21 protein-coding genes are annotated in these 19,138 nt (G+C 75.1%); 13 read left to right on the top strand and 8 right to left on the bottom strand.

Going from position 1 to position 19,138, the window contains the following annotated elements:
• Positions 1-12: 12 nt before the first annotated feature.
• The gene (locus tag AB0G08_RS20785; RefSeq protein WP_358090304.1) at positions 13-387 is read right to left on the bottom strand and encodes a nuclear transport factor 2 family protein; all 375 of its coding nucleotides are present in this window, start codon (positions 385-387) and stop codon (positions 13-15) included.
• Positions 388-452: 65 nt separating this feature from the next.
• Here AB0G08_RS20785 and AB0G08_RS20780 point away from each other — a divergent pair, with 65 nt between their 5' ends.
• Positions 453-1,388, top strand: a complete 936-nt coding sequence (locus tag AB0G08_RS20780; protein WP_358090301.1) for a PfkB family carbohydrate kinase — start codon at positions 453-455, stop codon at positions 1,386-1,388.
• On the opposite strand, the gene AB0G08_RS20775 is transcribed toward AB0G08_RS20780, so the two are convergent.
• The 3 genes from AB0G08_RS20775 to AB0G08_RS20765 all read right to left on the bottom strand — a co-directional run bounded on the left by AB0G08_RS20775 (position 1,385) and on the right by AB0G08_RS20765 (position 3,676).
• Positions 1,385-2,317 (bottom strand): MerR family transcriptional regulator, encoded by a 933-nt coding sequence (locus tag AB0G08_RS20775; protein WP_358090298.1) that lies wholly within the window; start codon positions 2,315-2,317, stop codon positions 1,385-1,387. The genes AB0G08_RS20780 and AB0G08_RS20775 overlap by 4 nt on opposite strands.
• A gap of 130 nt (positions 2,318-2,447) precedes the next feature.
• Positions 2,448-3,275, bottom strand: a complete 828-nt coding sequence (locus tag AB0G08_RS20770) for an MBL fold metallo-hydrolase (protein WP_358090295.1) — start codon at positions 3,273-3,275, stop codon at positions 2,448-2,450.
• Positions 3,275-3,676 (bottom strand): hotdog domain-containing protein, encoded by a 402-nt coding sequence (locus AB0G08_RS20765; RefSeq protein ID WP_358090292.1) that lies wholly within the window; start codon positions 3,674-3,676, stop codon positions 3,275-3,277. The genes AB0G08_RS20770 and AB0G08_RS20765 overlap by 1 nt, the downstream gene beginning before the upstream one ends.
• 100 nt (positions 3,677-3,776) lie before the next feature.
• On the opposite strand from AB0G08_RS20765, the gene AB0G08_RS20760 reads away from it, so the two are divergent.
• A complete protein-coding gene (locus AB0G08_RS20760) occupies positions 3,777-4,808 on the top strand; it encodes a phosphatase PAP2 family protein (RefSeq protein ID WP_358090289.1) in 1,032 nt (343 codons plus the stop codon).
• Between the two features lie 15 nt (positions 4,809-4,823).
• Here AB0G08_RS20760 and AB0G08_RS20755 read toward each other — a convergent pair whose 3' ends face one another.
• The 3 genes from AB0G08_RS20755 to AB0G08_RS20745 form a co-directional block, all read right to left on the bottom strand.
• Complete coding sequence (locus tag AB0G08_RS20755; RefSeq protein ID WP_358090344.1) at positions 4,824-6,149, bottom strand: PH domain-containing protein; 1,326 nt, start codon at positions 6,147-6,149, stop codon at positions 4,824-4,826.
• 269 nt (positions 6,150-6,418) lie between these two features.
• Entirely contained in the window at positions 6,419-6,958 is a 540-nt protein-coding gene (locus AB0G08_RS20750; protein ID WP_358090287.1) for a PH domain-containing protein, read from the bottom strand.
• A gap of 22 nt (positions 6,959-6,980) precedes the next feature.
• Positions 6,981-7,211, bottom strand: a complete 231-nt coding sequence (locus tag AB0G08_RS20745) for a hypothetical protein (protein ID WP_358090284.1) — start codon at positions 7,209-7,211, stop codon at positions 6,981-6,983.
• A gap of 279 nt (positions 7,212-7,490) precedes the next feature.
• Between AB0G08_RS20745 and AB0G08_RS20740 the strand changes: the two genes are divergently transcribed.
• The 10 genes from AB0G08_RS20740 to AB0G08_RS20695 all read left to right on the top strand — a co-directional run bounded on the left by AB0G08_RS20740 (position 7,491) and on the right by AB0G08_RS20695 (position 17,052).
• Positions 7,491-8,597: a MoxR family ATPase gene (locus AB0G08_RS20740; protein ID WP_358090281.1), complete on the top strand. Its 1,107-nt coding sequence runs from the start codon at positions 7,491-7,493 to the stop codon at positions 8,595-8,597.
• Positions 8,576-9,577: a DUF58 domain-containing protein gene (locus AB0G08_RS20735; protein ID WP_358090278.1), complete on the top strand. Its 1,002-nt coding sequence runs from the start codon at positions 8,576-8,578 to the stop codon at positions 9,575-9,577. Before AB0G08_RS20740 ends, AB0G08_RS20735 begins: the two co-directional genes overlap by 22 nt.
• Positions 9,574-10,524: a VWA domain-containing protein gene (locus AB0G08_RS20730; protein ID WP_358090275.1), complete on the top strand. Its 951-nt coding sequence runs from the start codon at positions 9,574-9,576 to the stop codon at positions 10,522-10,524. Before AB0G08_RS20735 ends, AB0G08_RS20730 begins: the two co-directional genes overlap by 4 nt.
• 702 nt (positions 10,525-11,226) lie before the next feature.
• Entirely contained in the window at positions 11,227-11,931 is a 705-nt protein-coding gene (locus AB0G08_RS20725; protein WP_358090273.1) for a beta-ketoacyl-ACP reductase, read from the top strand.
• Between the two features lie 35 nt (positions 11,932-11,966).
• Positions 11,967-12,734, top strand: a complete 768-nt coding sequence (gene fabI, locus AB0G08_RS20720; RefSeq protein WP_358090270.1) for an enoyl-ACP reductase FabI — start codon at positions 11,967-11,969, stop codon at positions 12,732-12,734.
• Between the two features lie 111 nt (positions 12,735-12,845).
• A complete protein-coding gene (locus AB0G08_RS20715; protein ID WP_358090267.1) occupies positions 12,846-13,910 on the top strand; it encodes a ferrochelatase in 1,065 nt (354 codons plus the stop codon).
• Between the two features lie 192 nt (positions 13,911-14,102).
• On the top strand, positions 14,103-14,645 hold the full coding sequence (locus AB0G08_RS20710; protein ID WP_358090264.1) for a hypothetical protein: 543 nt from the start codon (positions 14,103-14,105) through the stop codon (positions 14,643-14,645).
• The gene (locus AB0G08_RS20705) at positions 14,638-15,195 is read left to right on the top strand and encodes a hypothetical protein (RefSeq protein ID WP_358090261.1); all 558 of its coding nucleotides are present in this window, start codon (positions 14,638-14,640) and stop codon (positions 15,193-15,195) included. The genes AB0G08_RS20710 and AB0G08_RS20705 overlap by 8 nt, the downstream gene beginning before the upstream one ends.
• 16 nt (positions 15,196-15,211) lie before the next feature.
• Complete coding sequence (locus AB0G08_RS20700; RefSeq protein ID WP_358090258.1) at positions 15,212-16,438, top strand: MAB_1171c family putative transporter; 1,227 nt, start codon at positions 15,212-15,214, stop codon at positions 16,436-16,438.
• Positions 16,435-17,052 (top strand): hypothetical protein, encoded by a 618-nt coding sequence (locus tag AB0G08_RS20695; RefSeq protein ID WP_358090255.1) that lies wholly within the window; start codon positions 16,435-16,437, stop codon positions 17,050-17,052. Before AB0G08_RS20700 ends, AB0G08_RS20695 begins: the two co-directional genes overlap by 4 nt.
• A 153-nt stretch (positions 17,053-17,205) precedes the next feature.
• On the opposite strand, the gene AB0G08_RS20690 is transcribed toward AB0G08_RS20695, so the two are convergent.
• On the bottom strand, positions 17,206-18,000 hold the full coding sequence (locus AB0G08_RS20690) for a hypothetical protein (RefSeq protein ID WP_132238744.1): 795 nt from the start codon (positions 17,998-18,000) through the stop codon (positions 17,206-17,208).
• Positions 18,001-18,253: 253 nt separating this feature from the next.
• On the opposite strand from AB0G08_RS20690, the gene AB0G08_RS20685 reads away from it, so the two are divergent.
• Positions 18,254-19,066 (top strand): DUF3097 domain-containing protein, encoded by an 813-nt coding sequence (locus AB0G08_RS20685; RefSeq protein ID WP_357878835.1) that lies wholly within the window; start codon positions 18,254-18,256, stop codon positions 19,064-19,066.
• Positions 19,067-19,138 lie beyond the last annotated feature (72 nt).

Here is a 19,138-nt window from a genome sequence, read left to right as displayed (position 1 = left end):
TTGCTCGATGTGTCAGTAGCGCTCGGCGAGGTGCTCGCGGCCGGGCGGCGGCGCGTAGGGCTCCGGCCAGAACTCGGTGACCTCGCGGACGAGACCGGCCTCGTCGAGGTCGAAGAAGCTGGTGGCCGCGAGCTGCGCGCCCTGGTGGGCGCAGGTGATCCAGGTGGCGGCGTGCCGGCCCGAGGCGACCGCCCGCGTCACCGTCAGGTGCCAGCCGTCGGGGTACTCCCGGTTGAACCGCACGACCGCGGACCGGCCGGTGATCCGCTCGCGGGTCTGCGGCAGGTGGTAGACCACGTCGTCGGCGAGCAGCCGGCCGAAGGCGTCCCAGTCCCGCGCCTCGCACGCCGCCCAGTAGGCCAATACGGTGGCTTCAGCGCTCGTCATGGCGCGTACTGTGCCAGCCTGGTGCGACAAGATCGGTCGGCGCGCGGCGTGGACGGAGGACCGGAATGGGATACGCGGTGGTGCTCGGCGAGGCGCTGCTCGACCTACTCGACACCGAGCGCGACGGCGAGCCGGTCTACCGGCAGGCCGTCGGCGGCGGGCCGCTGAACGTGGCGGTCGCCGTCGCCCGGCTCGGCGGCGCGGTGCAGTTCGTCGGCTCGCTCGGCGACGACGTCCTGGCCGGGCGGATCCGCGACTTCCTGACCCGGGCGGGCGTCGGCCTGGCCGGGGCGGTCACCGTCCCCGCCCCGACCGCGCTGGCGGTGGCCACCTTCGCCGGCCCGGAACCCGACTTCCGGTTCTACGGCGAGCCGCCCTCCTACGGCCTGCTCGGCCCCGACGACCTCGACGCCGGGCTGGTGGCGGGCGCCGACGTCGTCTACTGCGGGTCGATCGTGCTGCTCCACCCGCCGGTGCTCGCCGCCGCGCGCCGGGCCTGGGGGCTCGCCTCCGGGCTGCGGGTCTTCGACCCGAACGTCCGCCCCCGGCTGCTCGACGGCCCGGCCGCCCTCGCCGGGCTGCGCGAGGTGGTGGCCGAGTTCGCCGCCGGCGCCCACCTCGTCAAGCTGAGCGCCGCCGACGCGAAGCTGCTCTATCCGGGCGAACCCGAGGAGGGCGTGGCGGCGTACCTGCGGGAGCTCGGCGCCGGCACCGTGGTGCTCACCCTCGGCGCCGCCGGCGCGGTGCTCGCCGCCGCCGGTGCCGATCCGGTACGCGTACCCGCGCCGAAGGTCGACGCGGTGGACGCCACCGGCGCCGGCGACTCGGTGATGGGCGCGCTCGTGGCGGACCTGCTGGTGGACGGCGCGCCCACCGACCCGGCGGGCTGGCCGGAGCGGGTGGCGTTCGCGCTGCGGGTCGCCGGCCTGGTCTGCGAGTCGCCCGGTGGCGCGACCGCCATGCCCACCCGCGCCGAGGTCCTCGCCCGCTTCGCCCGCTAGGCCGGTGTGCGGGCCCGCAGGGCCCGGACGGACCAGTCGAGCGTCGGCGCCAGGCTGTCGGGTGCCGGCCAGCCGTTGACCACGGACAGCAGGCGCAGATAACGCTCCCTGCGCGGATCGCTCGCGGATTCCAGCCGGGCCAGCAGCCGGCGCCGGAGGTCGACGTCGTCGGGGCGACCGCAGAGGTCCGCGTACCCGGACATGACGGTGGCGACGACCGGGTCGGCCTGGGGCGAGGCCGGATCGATCCCAGCGCGCCGGACCGGCTCGGTCTGGTCACGGACCATCGCGACGGGGTCGCGGCGTACGCCCTCGACGCGGTTGGCGTGGTCGGCCGCGTGCTGCTCGGCCACCCGTCGCATGCTCGCCCGGAAGTCCTGGTCCCGGGACAGCTCGGCCAGCTCCACCCAGGCTGCGACCTGCTCGGCGTCGGCGTCGTCGGGCAGTTCGGGAGTCAGCGAGCGCATGATCCCGGGGAACCCGGGGTCGTCGAGCCCGCCGAAGGCCGCGTCGAGGAACTCGGCGACCAGGAGGTGCCGTTCGTGTTCGGAAAGTCTCGCGAGCTGGTGCATGAGGTCCATCTCCTCGGGGTCGGAACCCCGCCGGGCCACCGCCGTCCACACCGCGCGCCGCAGGCGCAGCGTCCGGATCTGCGCCCCCAGCGCCTCGGCATGCACTGCGGCGACCTCGGTGAGGGATATCTCCCGGTCCACGATCCTGCGGACGGTGGCGAGGTCGAGCCCCAGCTCGCGCAGCGTCCGTACCAGGTCCAGACGTGCGACGGCGTCGGCGCCGTAGCGGCGGTGGCCGGTCGGGCCACGGTCGGTCGGCGGCACGATGCCCCGGTCGGAGTAGAACCGGATGGTCTTGACCGTCAGGCCGGTGCGTCGGGCCAGCTCCCCGATCGAGTAGAGCGTGTCGCCGTTCATGCCCTCACCCTCGCGCCTCCCCCTGGTGGAGCCGCAAGGGGTGGCCATCGGGTCGGTCGGTCAGCCGTACGCCGTGGACCCGGCGTCGACGTGGCCCGCACCGGGTCGTAGCCGACCCACCCGTCCTTCGTCAGGCGGTGCCGTCGAGTTCGGCGTAGCCGCGGCGGGCCGCGTGCAGGGCGGGGCGGACGCCGAAGGGCGCCTCGGCGGCCACCCGCTCGGGCGGCGCGCCGCCCGCGTGCCCGGCGCGGATGAGCCGCGCCAGCTCGACGAGCTGGGCGTGCTGCGCGCGGACGAACCCGACGTCCACCGGCTCGCCGTGCCCCGGCACGACCACGGTCGCCGGGGTGGTCGTCCGCAGCAGCTCCGCCACCGCGTCGGGCCACTGCAACGGGTACGACTCCTCGAAGGCGGGCGGGCCGCTCTGTTCCACCAGGTCCCCCGCGACCAGCACGTCGGCGTCCGGCACGTGCACCACCAGGTCGCCGGCGGTGTGCCCCCGGCCGGGATGGCGCAGCACCACCCGCCGGCCGCCCACGTCGAGCACGGTCTCGCCGCGCACGGTGTGCGTCGGCGCGAGCAGCACGGTGGCGGCCACCTCCCCGGCCAGCGCGGGATGCTCGTCGCGCAGCTCCGCGTACGCCTCCCGGCGCAGCCGGTCCGGCTCGCGCATCGCCTCGGCGGCGATCTCGTGCGCGTACACCGGGCGGGGCGGGTCGGCGGCGAGGGTCGCGTTGCCGAAGCAGTGGTCGAAGTGGTGGTGGGTGTTCACCAGCGTCCACGGGGCGGTGGTGACCGCCCGGGCGGCGTCCGCCAGCGCGGCGGCCTGCCCGGCGGTGGAGAGCGTGTCGACGATCAGCGCGGCCCCGTCGCCGACGACGAGGGTGACGTTGACGTGCAGCAACGGCTCGCGCAGCACGTGCACCCGGTCGGCGACCTCCACGAAGCGGGCGGCCACTACGACCGCGCGGCGCGTGCCACGAAGCGCTGCCGGTCGACCAGCACCCGCTCCACCCGGCCCTCGGCGACCGTCTCGTCGCCGTCGCTGACGCTCACCTCGAAGCGCAGCCGCCGCCCCTCGACGGCGGTCAGCCGCGCCTGCGCCACCACCGTCCGCCCCACCGGGGTGGCCGCGAGGTGGTCGAGCTCGACCCGGGTGCCGACGGTCGTCGACCCGTCGGGCATGCGGGTGGCGGTGGCCGCCACCGTGGCCGCCTCGGCGAGGGCGAGCACCCGGGGCGTGCCCAGGACGGGCACGTCCCCGGAGCCGACCGCCTGGGCGGTGTCGGTGTCGGTGACGGTCAGCTCCACCCGGGCGCTCAGGCCCGGGGTCAGCGCGGACTCCGGCTGCTCCTGCATGGCCAGAGCCTAGACGAGGCGGCGCCGGGCGGCGGGCCGCCCGCGAGGGACCGGTGGTCGGCGTCGGTCGATGCCGCGCGCGCCGTTAACCTTGACCGCGATGTCTGTCGCGACCGACCCCCAGCCCCCCGCCCGGACCGAGCCGCCCGCCTCGCCCGACGGCGGGCGTCGCCGTGTGGTCGCGATGACGGTGTGGGGGGTCGCCTTCGTCGCCGGCTGGCTCGGCATCGGCCTGCCGACCGACCCGGCGTACGCGTTCCTGTGGATCTGGGCGGCGACGGTCGCCTGGAACAGCAGCCGGCCGTGGCGCAGCCACCTGCGCTTCGCGCGGGACTGGGTGCCGGTGGTGCTGCTGCTCGCCGTCTACAACCTCTCCCGGGGCTTCGCCGACAACGGCGCCACCCCGCACGCGTACGAGCTGATCGTCGCCGACCGGGTGATGTTCGGCTGGGCCACCGGCGGGCAGGTGCCGACGACCTGGCTCCAGGAGCACCTCTACCGGCCCGAGGTGCACTGGTGGGACGTCGCCGTCAGCTGGGTCTACTTCTCCCACTTCGTGGTGGCGCTGGCCGCCGCGGCGGTGCTCTGGCTACGCGACCGGGGGCGGTGGGCGGCCTTCATGCGCCGCTGGGGCTTCCTGTGCGCCACCGGCCTGATCACCTACTTCCTCTACCCGGCCGCCCCGCCCTGGTGGGCGGCGCAGAACGGGCTGCTGGAGGAGGTCGCCCGCATCTCCACGCGCGGGTGGAAGGCGTTCGGCATGCACGGCGCCGGCAACCTGCTCAACGCCGGGCAGATCGCCTCCAACCCGGTGGCCGCGATGCCCTCGCTGCACACCGCGTTCGCGCTCTTCGTGGTGTTGTTCTTCCTGCGGCAGACCCGCCGCCGCTGGTGGCCGCTGCTGCTGGCGTACCCGCTGGCGATGACGTTCACCCTGGTCTACTCGGGCGAGCACTACGTCATCGACGTGCTGGTCGGCTGGGCGTACGTCGGGATGACCTTGCTCGCGGTCGGCCTGGCGGAGCGCTGGTGGGCGGCCCGCAGGGCCCGCCGGGCCCCGGCGGAGCCCGACCCCACGCCGACCGACCCGCCGGCGTCGGCCGAGCCGCCGCCGGTGACCGCGGCCCACTGACCGGTCCGGGCGGGGTCAGCCCGCCTGGCGGGCGGCGTGCGCGCGGGCCGTCAGCTCCGCCGCCAGGGCCCACGCCTCGGCGACGTCCCGGTCCCGGGCGGCCGCGCCAGCGCCGCCGGCGGTGTCGGCGTGCACCGTCGCCAGCCGCAGCCGCCGCTGCGCCGGCCCCTGCACGACCCGCACGCTCTGGATCCGGGCGTACGGCACCAGCGCCAGCTGCCGGGTGAGCAGGCCGGACCGGACGGCGAAGACCCGGGCGTCGAGCCCGGCGCCGAGCACGCCCCGGCTCAGCGGGTTGAGCCAGCGGGCCCGCGTCGGCGGCGGGCTCAACGGCAGCGCGGCCAGCCGCACCCCGGGCAGCACCTCGGCCACGATCGCCTCGCCGGTCGCCAGGTCGCCGACGGGGAGCAGGCGGTCCGGCCGGTTGCGCTCGTCGGCCTCGCCGGCGGAGTAGCCGGCCACCTCCAGCCGCAGCCGCAGCCAGCCCTTGACCCGCCACAGCAGCGGCCAGGTCACCCCGACGGCCTGCACCCGGTCCAGCGGCACGGTCTGCGCGCGGGTCTCCAGCAGCCCGTTGCGGATCCGCAGCGTGCCCTCGTCCCGGGCGAGCCGGAAGTTCCAGTCGTCGAGCACCCGCCGCACCGGTTGCAGCAGCACGCCCGCCATGGCGGTGAGGGTGCTCGCCACCGCGATGAACGACCAGGAGTCCTCGGAGAGGAACTGCGCCACCACGAACGCGACGCCGAACGGGATCATGAACGCCTGCGGGGTCAGCAGCTGGCTGACCAGCAGGTCGTTGTTCCGCACGGCGTGCAGCGGCCGGCCGGGCGGTGGCGCCGGCGTGCCCGTCGGGCCCGCGGCCACCTCGGCCGGCGACGGCGCGCCCGGCTCGGCCGCGACCCGCCCGGCGAGGGCGAGCAGCCGCCGGCGCAGCGCGGTCGCCTCGGCGACGCTCAGGTAGGCCAGCGGCGCCTCCGTCTTGCCCCCGCCCACCACCTCCAGCCGCAGCTCGGCCAGGCCGGTGAGCTGGGCGAGCAGCGGGCGGACCACCTCGACGGCCTGGAGCCGCTCCAGCGGGATCGCCCGGGTGCGCCGCCAGATCAGCCCCTCGTACACCCGCAGCTCGCGGCCGACCACGTGGTAGCCGGTGTAGTACCAGCTCACCACGGCCAGCACGGTGGCGCCCAGGGCCAGCACGACCGCCATCAGGGCGAACCAGCCGAAGCCGACCCGCGACAGCGTCGACCAGGACAGGCCGGCGATCACCACGACCAGGGACTTGGCGCCGTGCAGGGCGGGGCTGAGCGGGTGCAGCCGCTGCCGCGGCTCCGCGCCCCCCAGCGGCCCGGGGGTAGCGGTGGCTTCCGCCGCGACGGGCCGGGCCGTCTCCGGCGGGGCGCCGTGTCCCGCGACGGGGCCGGTCGTTACCGGTGGAACGCCGTGCTCCGCGACGGGCCGGCCCGTCTCCGGCGGCACGCCGTGCTCCGCGACGGGCCGGGCCGTCTCCGGCGGCACGCCGTGCTCCGCGACGGGGCCGGCCGTTACCGGTGGGGCACCGGGCTCCGCCGGAGCCGGGCCGGGACGGTCCGTGCCCCGGCCGGCCGGGTCGCTCACAGTCCCTCCGCCCGGTCCTCGCCCAACGCGGTGAGCCGGTCGCGCAGCCGGGACGCCTCCGCAGGGCGCAGCCCCGGCACCCGGGCGTCGCTGGCCGCCGCGGCCGTGTGCAACTGCACGGTGGCGAGCGCGAACGCGCGCTCCAGCGGCCCCGCGCTGACGTCCACGAACTGCATCCGCGAGTACGGCACGATGGAGAGCCGCCGCACCAGCAGCCCGTGCCGGACCAGCAGGTCGTCCTCGCGCTCCGCGTAGCCCCAGGCCCGTACGGCGCGGACGATCGTCATGCTCCGCAGGACGCCGAACAGCAGCAGCACGCCGAGCGCCGCGCCGAGGAAACCGCTGCCGCTGAGCGCCCAGCCGACGCCCAGCCCGAGGGCGAGGACGACCAGCACCATCGCCAGGCGGATGAGCTCCACCCAGATCAGGTCGGACGAGACCGACTGCCAGCGGACGGTGTCCGGCCACGGCTCCAGGGGGCCCGCCGGCGGGAGGGGCGACGCCGGCGGCGGGCCGGCGGACCCGTCACCGCTCACCGGGGAAATCCGTTGTGCGCGCTCACCCTTCGAGCGTAGGCGATCCGGGGGCCGGTACGACCTCCCGCAGGAAGCCACGGGCGTCGAGGAAGTCGCCGAGGGTGGCGCGGTGCTCGGTGCACGCGAGCCAGGTCTTGCGCCGGTCGGCGTCGTGCAGCCGGGGGTTGTTCCACCTGAGTGCCCAATGGGCGGGGGAGCGACAGCCGCGGGACGAGCAGACCAGCGGCTCGTCGGCGGGGAGGGAGGTGCTCATCCCGGCCAGTCTAGGGCGGTGGCGGCACCGGGAAGTTTGAGCGCCGGGCGGCCACGGGGGGAGCCGCCCGGCGACGGGGTGAATGGTACACGCGCCGGGCCCGTCCGTGTCCACCCGTGATCGGCGATTCCGCGCCGCGCGACGGCGTGGCGGGCCCGCGACACGACCCCGGGGACGGCGCGGCGAAAATCGGCTTCTCCCCACCTCGGCACTCAGCCGGGCATGCGAGTCTTGATACGCACCACGCCGCGCGACAACCGATCATGCTGTGGAGGACCGGTGGCCCAGCCGACCACGCCCGACGCCCCGACGCCGAACGGGACGGGCCCGGAGACACCCGACCCGGTGACCACGCCGGCCGAGGACGCGACCCTTGTCGAGCGGGCGCTGTTCGAGATCAAACGGGTGATCGTCGGGCAGGACCGGATGGTGGAGCGGATGTTCGTCGCGCTGCTCGCCCGGGGCCACTGCCTGCTGGAGGGCGTGCCCGGGGTGGCGAAGACCCTCGCGGTGGAGACCCTCGCGAGGGTGGTCGGCGGCTCCTTCGCCCGGGTGCAGTTCACCCCCGACCTGGTGCCCGCCGACATCATGGGCACCCGCATCTACCGGCAGTCGAGCGAGAAGTTCGACGTCGAGCTGGGCCCGGTGTTCGTCAACTTCCTGCTCGCCGACGAGATCAACCGGGCGCCGGCCAAGGTGCAGTCGGCGCTGCTGGAGGTGATGAGCGAGCGGCAGGTCTCCATCGGCGGCGAGACCCACCGGGTGCCCGACCCGTTCCTGGTGATGGCGACGCAGAACCCGATCGAGCAGGAGGGCGTCTACCCGCTGCCCGAGGCCCAGCGGGACCGCTTCCTCATGAAGATCGTCGTCGGCTACCCGACCGACGCCGAGGAACGGGAGATCGTCTACCGGATGGGGGTCGCCCCGCCGCAACCGGCGCCGGTCTTCACCACCGGTGACCTGATCGCCCTGCAACGCAAGGCGGACCAGGTCTTCGTGCACAACGCCCTGGTCGACTACGCGGTCCGGCTGGTGCTGGCCACCCGCACCCCGGCGGAGCACGGGATGCCGGACGTGGCCCAGCTCATCCAGTACGGCGCCAGCCCGCGCGCCTCGCTCGGCCTGGTCCGGGCCACCCGCGCGCTGGCGCTGCTGCGCGGCCGGGACTACGCCCTGCCGCAGGACGTGCAGGACATCGCGCCGGACATCCTGCGCCACCGGCTCGTGCTCAGCTACGACGCGCTCGCCGACGACGTGCCCGCCGACCACGTGGTGCACCGGGTGATGTCCACCATCCCGCTGCCCTCGGTCGCGCCCCGGCAGCAGGCCACCCCCACGCCGACCGCCGCGCCGCCGGGCGCCGGTTGGCCCGGGCAGCGCCCGTGACCTCACCCGACCGTCGGCCCGCCGACGTCCCCTCCGACCGCACCGAAGCCGTCCTGTCGCGGCTGCAACTCATGGTCACCCGCAAACTCGACGGCCTGCTCCAGGGCGACTACGCCGGTCTGCTGCCCGGGCCGGGCAGCGAGGCGGGGGAGTCCCGGGAGTACCGCCCCGGCGACGACGTACGCCGGATGGACTGGCCGGTCACCGCCCGCACGACGACGCCGCACGTGCGGCGTACGGTGGCCGACCGGGAGCTGGAGACGTGGCTGGCGGTGGACCTCTCGGCGAGCCTGGACTTCGGCACCGGCCGGTGGCTCAAGCGCGACGTGGTGGTGGCCGCCGCGGCGGCGCTGGCCCACCTGACCGTCCGGGGCGGCAACCGGATCGGCGCGGTGATCGGCAGCGGCGGCGCCGCGAGCGCGCCGGCCCGCCCGTGGCGCGCGGCGCCGGTCGCCGGCCCGGACGTCTACACCCGGCTGCCCGCGCGCTCCGGCCGCAAGGAGGCCCAGGCGCTGCTGCGGGCGATCGCCGGCACCGAGATCCGCCCCGGCCGCAGCGACCTGGGCGCCCTGGTCGACATGCTCAACCGCCCGCCCCGGCGGCGCGGCGTGGCGGTGGTCATCTCCGACTTCCTCGCCCCGCCGGACCGGTGGGCCCGACCGCTGCGTAAGCTGCGCGTCCGGCACGACGTGGTGGCGATCGAGGTGGTCGATCCCCGGGAGCTGGAGCTGCCCGACGTCGGGGTGCTGCCCGTGGTCGACCCGGAGACCGGCGAGCTGCACGAGGTGCAGACCGCCGACCCGCGGCTGCGCCACCGCTACGCCGAGGCGGCGGCCGCCCAGCGGGCGGAAATCTCCACGGCGTTGCGCGGCGCGGGTGCGGCCCACCTGCGACTGCGTACGGACCGAGACTGGCTGCTCGACATGGTGCGTTTCGTGGCCGCGCAGCGGCACGCGCGCACCAGGGGGACGACACGATGATCCGCTTTCTGCAACCGTGGTGGCTGCTGGCCGTGCTGCCGGTGCTCGCCCTCGCCGCGCTCTACGTCTGGCGGCAGCTGCACCGCCGGGCGTACGCGCTGCGGTTCACCAACGTGGACCTGCTGCGCACCCTGGCGCCGAAGGGGCTGGGCTGGCGGCGGCACGTCCCGGCGACGGCGTTCCTGCTCTGCCTGCTGGTGCTGGCCACCGCGCTGGCCCGGCCGTCGGTCGACACCCGGGAGCCGCTGGAGCGGGCCACCGTGATGCTCGCCATCGACGTGTCGCTCTCCATGCAGGCCGACGACGTGGCGCCGAACCGGTTGGAGGCGGCGCAGGAGGCGGCCAAGCAGTTCGTCGGCGAGCTGCCGGAGAGCTACAACCTGGGGCTGGTCTCCTTCGCCAAGTCGGCGAACGTGCTGGTGCCGCCGGGCAAGGACCGCAGCGCGGTGACCAGCGCGATCGACGGGCTGGTGCTGGCGGAGGCGACGGCGACCGGGGAGGCGGTCTTCACCTGCCTGGAGGCGATCCGGACGGTTCCGGCCGACGGGGCGGCGGGGATCCCGCCGGCACGCATCGTGCTGCTCTCCGACGGGTACCGCACCTCGGGCCGGTCGGTGGAGGAGGCGGCCACGGCCGCGCAGGCGGCGAACGTGCCGGTCTCCACCATCGCCTTCGGCACCGACTCGGGGCAGGTGGACATCGGCGGTCAGCTGCAACGGGTGCCGGTGGACCGGCTGGCCCTGGCCGACCTGGCCGAGGCCACCGAGGGCTACTTCTACGAGGCGGCCTCGGTGACCGAGCTGAAGCAGGTCTACCAGGACATGGGCAGCTCGATCGGGTTCCGCACGGAACCCCGCGAGGTCACCCACTGGTACGCGGGGGTCGCCCTGCTGCTGGCGCTCTGCGCCGGCGCCCTCAACCTGCTGTGGTCCTCGCGGATGCTCTGACGCGCGGAGGACGGCAGGTGGCGGCCAGCGTGGGGGACGGCCGGTGGCGGTCAGCGTGGGGGACGGCCGGTGGCGGTCAGTGGGCGCCGCCGCCGGCCAGGACGAAGACGACGGCCACCCAGACGGCGGCGAGGGTGAAGCCCAGCGGGGCGACGTAGCGGCTCATGGACGGCTCCGGGTGGCGACTGGACGGTCCGCGCGTGCGGGGGCGGACCGCAGGGGGTGGATCAGGACGCGCACACGAAGTCGTGACCGGGCGGCTCCCGGCGGGCCGCCCGGGTCGGCGGGCGGCGCGGCACGGTCACCCGGCGTGAAGCCGGTGACCGGGCGGAGGCGGGGAGCGGAGCTGGGTCAGCTCACCTGCTGAGTCGTGGCTCAGCGGGGCTGACGATCGGCCCGGCCACGACTGGGAGGATCGCTATCTCGCACAGCGATCACCTCCTGCGGTCGGCGGGGCCCGGAACGCGGACCATGCGGCCCGCAAACGCGGATCATCGTACACCCGCCGGGCTCCGTTCCCGCACTCGGCCGAGCGGCCGGACAGGCCTCCTCCAACGGGCCCGCCGCGTCGCCGCCGGGGCGCGCGAAAGGCCGGCGGCGGGCGACGCCCCGCCGGCCCGGACGTGCGCGGCGTTAGCGCTTACCTGCCGGTAACGCCTAGGCTCCGACCGACCGGGAGATCACTGAACTACAGGGGGAAACGTGGCCCGCACCGTCCTGGTGACCGGCGGCAACCGGGGGATCGGCCTCGCCATCGCGCAGGCCTTCGCCACGCAGGGTGACCGGGTGGCGGTGACCCACCGCAGCGGCGAGCCCCCCGAGGGGCTGTTCGGGGTGCGCTGCGACGTGACCGACTCGGCCTCGGTCGACGCGGCGTTCACCGCGGTCGAGGCCGAGCTCGGGCCGGTGGAGGTGCTCGTCGCCAACGCCGGGATCACCGACGACACGCTGCTGCTGCGGATGTCCGAGGAGCAGTTCACCCGCGTGCTGGACACCAACCTGACGGGCGCGTTCCGGTGCGCCAAGCGCGCCTCGGGGAAGATGCTGCGCGCCAAGTGGGGCCGCATGATCTTCATCTCCTCGGTGGTCGGCCTCTACGGCGGCCCCGGCCAGGTCAACTACGCGGCGAGCAAGGCCGGCCTGGTGGGCGTGGCCCGCTCGATCACCCGCGAGCTGGGCAGCCGCAACATCACGGCGAACGTGGTCGCGCCCGGCTACGTGGAGACCGACATGACCGCCGGCCTGCCCGAGGACCGCAGGAGCGAGTACCGCAAGCTCATCCCCGCCAACCGGTTCGCCCAGCCGGACGAGATCGCGGGCGTGGTCACCTGGCTGGCCGGCGACACCGCCGGCTACGTCTCCGGCGCCGTCATCCCCGTCGACGGCGGCCTCGGCATGGGTCACTGACAAGCGGTCACTGAGAACTACGGAGGAAACCCTGCATGTCCGGACTGCTCGCCGGTAAGCGGCTGCTGGTCACCGGCGTCATCACCGACGCCTCGATCGCCTTCTCGGTGGCGAAGCTCGCCCAGGAGAACGGGGCGCAGGTCGTGCTCACCGGCTACGGCCGGCTCTCCCTGGTGGAGCGGATCGCCAGGCGGCTGCCCGAGCCCGCCCCGGTGATCGAGCTGGACGTGACCGACGCCGACCACCTCGCCGGGCTCGGCGACCGCGTGCGCGAGCACGTCGACGGCCTGGACGGGGTGGTGCACTCGATCGGCTTCGCCCCGCAGAGCTGCCTCGGCGGCGGCTTCCTCGACGCCCCCTGGGAGGACGTGGCGACCGCGCTGCACGTCTCCACGTACTCCTACAAGTCGCTGGCCATGGCGGCCCTGCCGCTGATGTCCGCGGGCGGCGCGGTGGTCGGCCTGACCTTCGACGCCACGAAGGCGTGGCCCGTCTACGACTGGATGGGCGTGGCCAAGGCCGGGCTGGAGTCCACCTCCCGCTACCTGGCGCTGCACCTGGGCAAGCAGGGCATCCGCAGCAACCTGGTGGCCGCCGGGCCGCTGCGCACGATCGCCGCCAAGTCGATCCCCGGCTTCGAGCAGTTCGAACAGGCCTGGGCCGAGCGCGCGCCGCTGGGCTGGAGCCTCACCGACCAGGAGCCGGCCGCGCGGGCCTGCCTGGCGCTGCTGTCCGACTGGTTCCCGGCCACCACCGGCGAGATCGTGCACGTCGACGGCGGCTACCACGCCATCGGCGCCTGACGCCTCACCGAAGGGCCCCTGCCGCGCCGAGGGCGTCGGCAGGGGCCCTTCGGTGCCCCGGGATCAGGGGGCCTCGCCCGGCGGCGACGGCGACCGGGGGAGAATGGGGTCATGGCGTACGACGCGGTGGTCCTGGTGTCCTTCGGCGGACCGGAACGGCCCGAGGACGTGATGCCGTTCCTGCAGAACGTGACCCGGGGGCGGGGCGTGCCGCCGGAGCGGCTGGCGGAGGTCGCCGAGCACTACCAGCACTTCGGTGGCGTCTCCCCGATCAACCAGCAGTGCCGGGAACTGCTCGCGGCGGTCCGCGAGGACTTCGCCGCCAGCGGCGTCGACCTGCCCGTCTACTGGGGCAACCGGAACTGGGACCCGATGCTCGCCGACACGGTGGCGCAGATGCGCGACGACGGCGTCACCCACGCCCTGGCGTTCGTGACCAGCGCCTTCGGTGGCTACTCCTCCTGCCGGCAGTACCAGGAGGACATCGCCGCCGCCCGCGCGGCGGTCGGCCCGGACGCCCCGCTGATCGACAAGCTCCGCCAGTTCTGGGACCACCCCGGCTTCGTCGAGCCGCACGTCGACGCGGTGCGGGCGGCGCTGGGCCGGCTCGACCCGGCGAAGCGGGACACCACCCGGCTGGTGTTCACCGCGCACTCGATCCCGAACTCGATGGCCGCGAACGCCGGCCCGCACGGCGGCCGGTACGAGGCGCAGCTCGCCGAGGTCGCCCGGCTGGTGCACGCCGCCGCGGCCCCGGACCTGCCCTGGGACCTGGTCTGGCAGAGCCGCTCCGGCCCGCCGCAGGTGCCGTGGCTGGAGCCGGACGTCAACGACCACCTGCGCGCGCTGGCCGAGGCCGGCACCACCGCCGTGGTGGTCAGCCCGATCGGGTTCGTCTCCGACCACCTCGAGGTGGTGTGGGACCTGGACACCGAGGCGCGCCAGACGGCCGGGCAGCTCGGGCTGGACTTCGTCCGGGCCGCCACCCCCGGCACCGACCCGCGGTTCGTGGCGATGGTCCGCGAGCTGGTCCGGGAGCGGACCGACCCGGCCGGGGTGGGCCTGCGCCGCCGCCTCGGCGAGCTGCCGATGTGGGACACCTGCCCGACGGTGTGCTGCGTCCCGGCCCGCCGCCCGACCGCCGCCACCCCGGCCCCCGGGAACCCGACCTCCTGACCGCGGCGCCGGCCCGGCCGGCGACCTCCGACGCGCCCGGAGGTGGGAGCTGTGCCGCTGCAAGCCCCCGTGAACTTGCAACGGCGAGTGATCTTATGTTCACGCATACGATATTTGTCAACAGTCATTACGGTGACGCGCGTCTTTATTCATCGCTGTTAAGCTCGCCCGAGCGATGACGAGAGGTGGCCGATGCCGACACCCGACGGGCCGCCGGCCCCCCGCCCCGACTTCCGCGAGCGACTCAACCGGTTGTTCGACGAGCGACGCGACGCGGCCGGCAAGCCGTACACCAACGCCCGGGTCGTGCAGTTGGTCAACGGCTCGGGCCTGGCCACCGTCACCGAGGCCTACATGTCCAACCTCCGCCACGGCAAGGGGCCGGAACCTCGGCTCAACCTGGTGGAGGCGATCGCCCGCGCCTTCGAGGTGCCGACCACCTACTTTCTCGCGAGCCCGGGGAACGGCAGCGACATCGAGGCCCAACTGCGCGCGCTCGTGGCCGACAACCCGGCGCTCGCCGACCAGGTCGAGCTGCTGCTGACCATGGCGCAGGTCGGAGTGACCAGGATCGGCGCGCGCGGCACCCAGTTCACCGACCGCGGCCGCCGCGCCCTCACCCGGCTCATCCGGGCGGCGGGCAAGCTGTCCGAGACCGAGGTCGACGCGGTGCTCCGCGTCGCCGAGGTCATGGCGGCGGACGAGGGGCCCGACCGTTCCGTCCACGATGGATGACGTCCTGCGGGCCGAGTGCGAGGAACGGCTCGCCGAGATCGAGGCCCTGATCCCCGTCCCGTGGGAGACGGCGGAGTTCCTCCGCAGGCTCGGCAGGGCGCGCGGCCGGAGCATCGTCATCCGGACCGTCGAGGCCGACCCCGACGCGCCCTGCGGGGTCTATCTGGCCGTCGGCGACGTCGACACCCTCATCGTCCCCGCGCACACCGATCCCTACCACCGCGATCACGTCCTCGCCCACGAGATCGCCCACATGCTGTTCGACCTGGAGCCGGACCCCGACGGGGACGCGTCCGACGGAAGCTCGGCCATCGACCGCGAGTACGCCCGGTCGCTCTTCCCCGACATCCCGCCCGAGCTCATCAAGGCCCTGCTGGGGCGGCGCGGCTACGGCAACCGGGTGGAGCGGCGGGCCGAGGTCTTCGCCGAGCTGCTGCTGGAGCGGGTGCGGGAACGCCAGTCCACGGCGGAGCAGGACCAGGGCACCGGACTGACGCGGGACCAGCAGGCGATCGCGGAGCGACTCAGCAGGGCGCTCGAGCACCACTAGCACCGGAGGCGACGGCATGCTCGTCAACGTCGTGATGGTCACCGCCGCGTCGGCGTCGATCATCGCAGCCGCGTACAAGGCGCGTGGCCTACGCGCGAACCCGCGCAACCCGAGCCTGCGGGCGTTGGTCTCCGGCCTGTTCGTCCTCGGCCTCTCGATCGCGACGGCGGCGCCGGTCGTCTACACGCCCGTCAACGAGGCCATCGGCATCCCGAACCTGCTGCGGGTCACCACCCACCTCGGCATGATCGCGTTCAGCGTGGCCATCACGGTCATGCGCCTGCACGTGGCGTACCCCGCCGAGGAGGCGACCCCGAGAGCCCGCCGCAGGGTCGTCGCCTACGTCGCCGCCGGCGTCACCATGGCGGTCCTCTTCGTGGCGGCGCCCGTCGACGAGGACCGTGTCGACTGGACCGTCCACTACGGCGACGAGCCGATCGTGCAGCTCTACCTCCTGGTCTACCTGCTGACGTTCGGCAGCGCCATCTTCGAGATCGCCCGGCTGTCCCATCGCACGGCGAAGTTCCTGCCCGCCGCGCCCCTGCGCACAGGCATGCGCTTCACCGCGATCGGCGCGAGCCTCGGATTCGCGTACGCCGTCTACAAGGCCGCGTACGTCGCCTGGTCGGCCCTCGGCCTGCGCATGCCCGGACCGCTGGCGTGGCTCGACCGGGAGGACCTGGTGTCGCCGCTGCTGGCCACGCCCGGCGCCCTCCTCATGGTCATCGGGCTCACGTTGCCGTCCTGGCTGCCCACGCTGCGAACGGGCTGGACGGCCATCGGCCTGCGCCGCACCTACCGCCACCTCTACCAGCTGTGGCTGCCGCTCTACCACGCCGAACCCGAGATCCTGTTCGGCCCGATGCCCCCGGCGCGGCCGGGTCTTCGGCCGGGCAGGCTGGCGAAACTCGTCGAACGCCGCGCCATCGAGATCCCCGACGCAATGCTGCGGCTCGCCGCCTACTACGATCCGGCCGTGCAAGCCGCCGCCGAAGCCAGCGCGACCAGGGCCGGCCTGACCGGGGACGAAGCCCGCGCCGAGATCGCCGCGGCGTGCATCAGGGACGCCCTCGACGCCGTACGCACCGGCCGCAAGCCCGACACACCCGCCGTCCTCGAACTGGCCGGCGCGACCACGCTGGCCGACGAGATCAGCTGGCTCGAGCTGGTCGCCAGGGCGTACCGCCGGCACGCCACCGCGACCCCGCGGGCCAGGGGCGCGCAGGCGGTGGCCGCGCCGTGACCGCCGCGCCCCCGGCCGCCGGGCCCGCGTCCACGAGGGCCCGCCTCGTCGCCCGGGCACTGTCCGAACTGCTCTCGCCGCCCATCCTGCTGGCCGTCGTCGGCGTCGTGGTCGCCGTGCAGACCGCGACGACCCTGCCGCGAGGGCTGCTGGCCGGTGCCACGGCCCTGTTGTTCGGCGGCGTCCTGCCCATGGCGTGGATCCTGACGGCCGTACGCCGCGGCGGCCTCACCGACCACCACATCACCAAGGTCCGGCGGCAGCGTCACCTGCCCCTCGCCGTGTCCCTCGCGTGCGTGCTCGCCGGCGCCGGTCTGCTGGCGGCGATGGGGGCCCGGCCCGTCGCCGCGCTGTTCCTGCTGACGGCGGCCACCCTGGTGCCGTCCATGGTGGTGACCGTGTGGTGGCAGGTGTCCATCCACTCCTCGGTCGCCGCGGCGACCGCGCTGTTCCTGATCGCGCTCTGGGGACCGTGGGCAGCGGGCGGTGTCGCCGTGGTGGTCGCGCTCGGCTGGTCGCGGTTGGAGTTGCGCGCCCACACCCTGGCGCAGGTGGTCGTCGGGATGGCCCTCGGCGTGGCCGTCGGCGCCGGGGCCTGGCCGCTGCTCGCCTGACCGGCCGCAGCGCGCGGCGGCGCGGAATCACCGCTGCCGGACCGCGGCGGTCAGCGCGATGGGGGCGCCCGGCGGTCGGCGCGGTCCGGTCCCGGCGCACGCGGGAGACCGGCGATGCGTGCCCGACGGTTGGCGCGGCGGCGCGGCCCGACGTCAGGGGCGCAGCGGGGCGTTGCAGGCGGCCACCAGGGCCTGCCGGCAGGCGGTGGTGAGCGGGCGCAGCGCGGCGTCGCGCTGCTGGGCCTCGTAGTTGTTGATCGCGCCGCCGGGCGCGGCGTGCCCGGCCAGCGCGAGCACGCGGTCGAGCACGGCGGCCCGGGCGAAGAGCCGCCGGGCCCGCGGGTCGAACCCGGGCGGCAGGTCGGTGGCGCCGTCCGGTCGGCGCAGCGCCTCCAGCGCCCCGGCCAGCTCGGGTCGCCACTGGGCGACGTCCAGCCGGGTCAGCGCGGCGGTCGTGTCGGCCAGGGCCACCGCCAGCTCCGCCTCCGCCTCGGCCGCGCCGGGCAACGCGAGGGAGGCGGCCGGGGCGTCGGCCGGCAGCGGGTAGACCCGCCAGAGCACCGTCTCGAACGTGTCGCCGGAGCCGGACGTGTGCGTGCGTACGTGCGGGATCAGCCCGAGGCCCCCGGCGACGACCGCCTCACCGGCGACCAGCGCCGCGCCGGCGAAGTCGCCCGGACCGGGCAGCCCGCGCGGGTCGCCCGGGGCGGGCAGCACGAGCCGGATCTCGTCGGGCGAGAGCTTCGCGAGGGTGGGCAGCGCCTGCGGCAGGGGCACGTCGGTCCAGGTGCCGGGCGCGTCGGCGACCAGGTGCTCCTCGTCGCCGGCGATGGCGTCGGCGACCTCGTCGAAGGGCACCAGCCCGGCGCGCCAGGCGCGTACCCAGGCAACGAACCGGCTGGACCGGCGCGGTGTGAGAGTGGCCGCGCCCGCTGCGGGGGTGGACATGCCGAAAGGGTACGTGGTCACCGCCGCCCCTGTCTCGACTGCCGCTCCGACCACCCGCAACCCCGTCGCCCACGCCCCGCCGCCCCGTCGCCCACGCCCCGCCGCCCGTCGATCATGCAGTGGTGGTGGGCGGATCGTCGATCTCTGCCCCTTTTGCGGGGCACCACGACTGCATGATCGCCGGAGAGGGGTGGGCAGGGGTGGGCCGGCGTGTCGGGTGCGGGGGGCGGGGTGGGGGGTTAGCTTGATCGGCATGGGGCGGCGGTATGGAAACGATGTGCTGGCCGGGGACTGGCGGCGGCGGAAGGTCACGCCGGAGGTGGACGCCGAGCCGGACCTCGTGGTCGAGGACGCCGACTCCGGCTTCTGCGGCGCGGTGGTCGGCTTCGAGGCCGGCGCGGTGGTGCTGGAGGACCGGCACGGACGCCGGCGCAACTTCCCGCTGCTGCCGGCCGCGTTCCTGCTCGACGGGCGGCCGGTGACGCTGCGCCGCCCGACCCGCGCCCCGGCACCGGCCGCCCGCCGGCGCACCGCCTCCGGCTCGATCGCCGTCGACGGCGTACGCGCCCAGGTCGCCAAGGCCAGCCGGATCTGGGTGGAGGGCATCCACGACGCCGCCCTGGTCGAGCGGATCTGGGGCGACGACCTGCGCGTCGAGGGCGTGGTGGTGGAGCCGCTGGACGGCATCGACGCGCTGGACGCCGAGGTGCGCGACTTCGCCCCCGGCCCCGGCCGCCGCCTCGGCGTGCTCGTCGACCACCTGGTCGCCGGCTCGAAGGAGAGCCGGATCGTCGCGAAGGTGACCTCCCCGCACGTGCTGGTCACCGGGCACCCGTACGTCGACGTGTGGCAGGCGGTGAAGCCGGCGGCGCTGGGCATCCCCGCGTGGCCGGTGGTGCCGCCGGGGCAGCCGTGGAAGGAGGGCGTCTGCGCGGCGCTCGGGGTCGCCACGCCGGCGGACATGTGGCGGCACATCCTGTCCCGGGTCGACAGCTTCGCCGACGTGGAGACCCCGCTGATCAACGCGATGGAACGCCTGATCGACTTCGTCACCGAGCCGGCCTGAGCACCGTTCCCGTAGCCGTAGCCGTAGCCGTAGCCGTAGCCGGAGCCGTAGCCGTAGCCGGAGCCGCGGAGC

It is taken from the genome of Micromonospora sp. NPDC023644 (genome assembly GCF_040640115.1).
Taxonomy (GTDB): Bacteria; Actinomycetota; Actinomycetes; order Mycobacteriales; family Micromonosporaceae; genus Micromonospora.
Note: the sequence above shows the minus strand (reverse complement) of the source record. Positions and strands in the feature narration are given on the sequence as shown.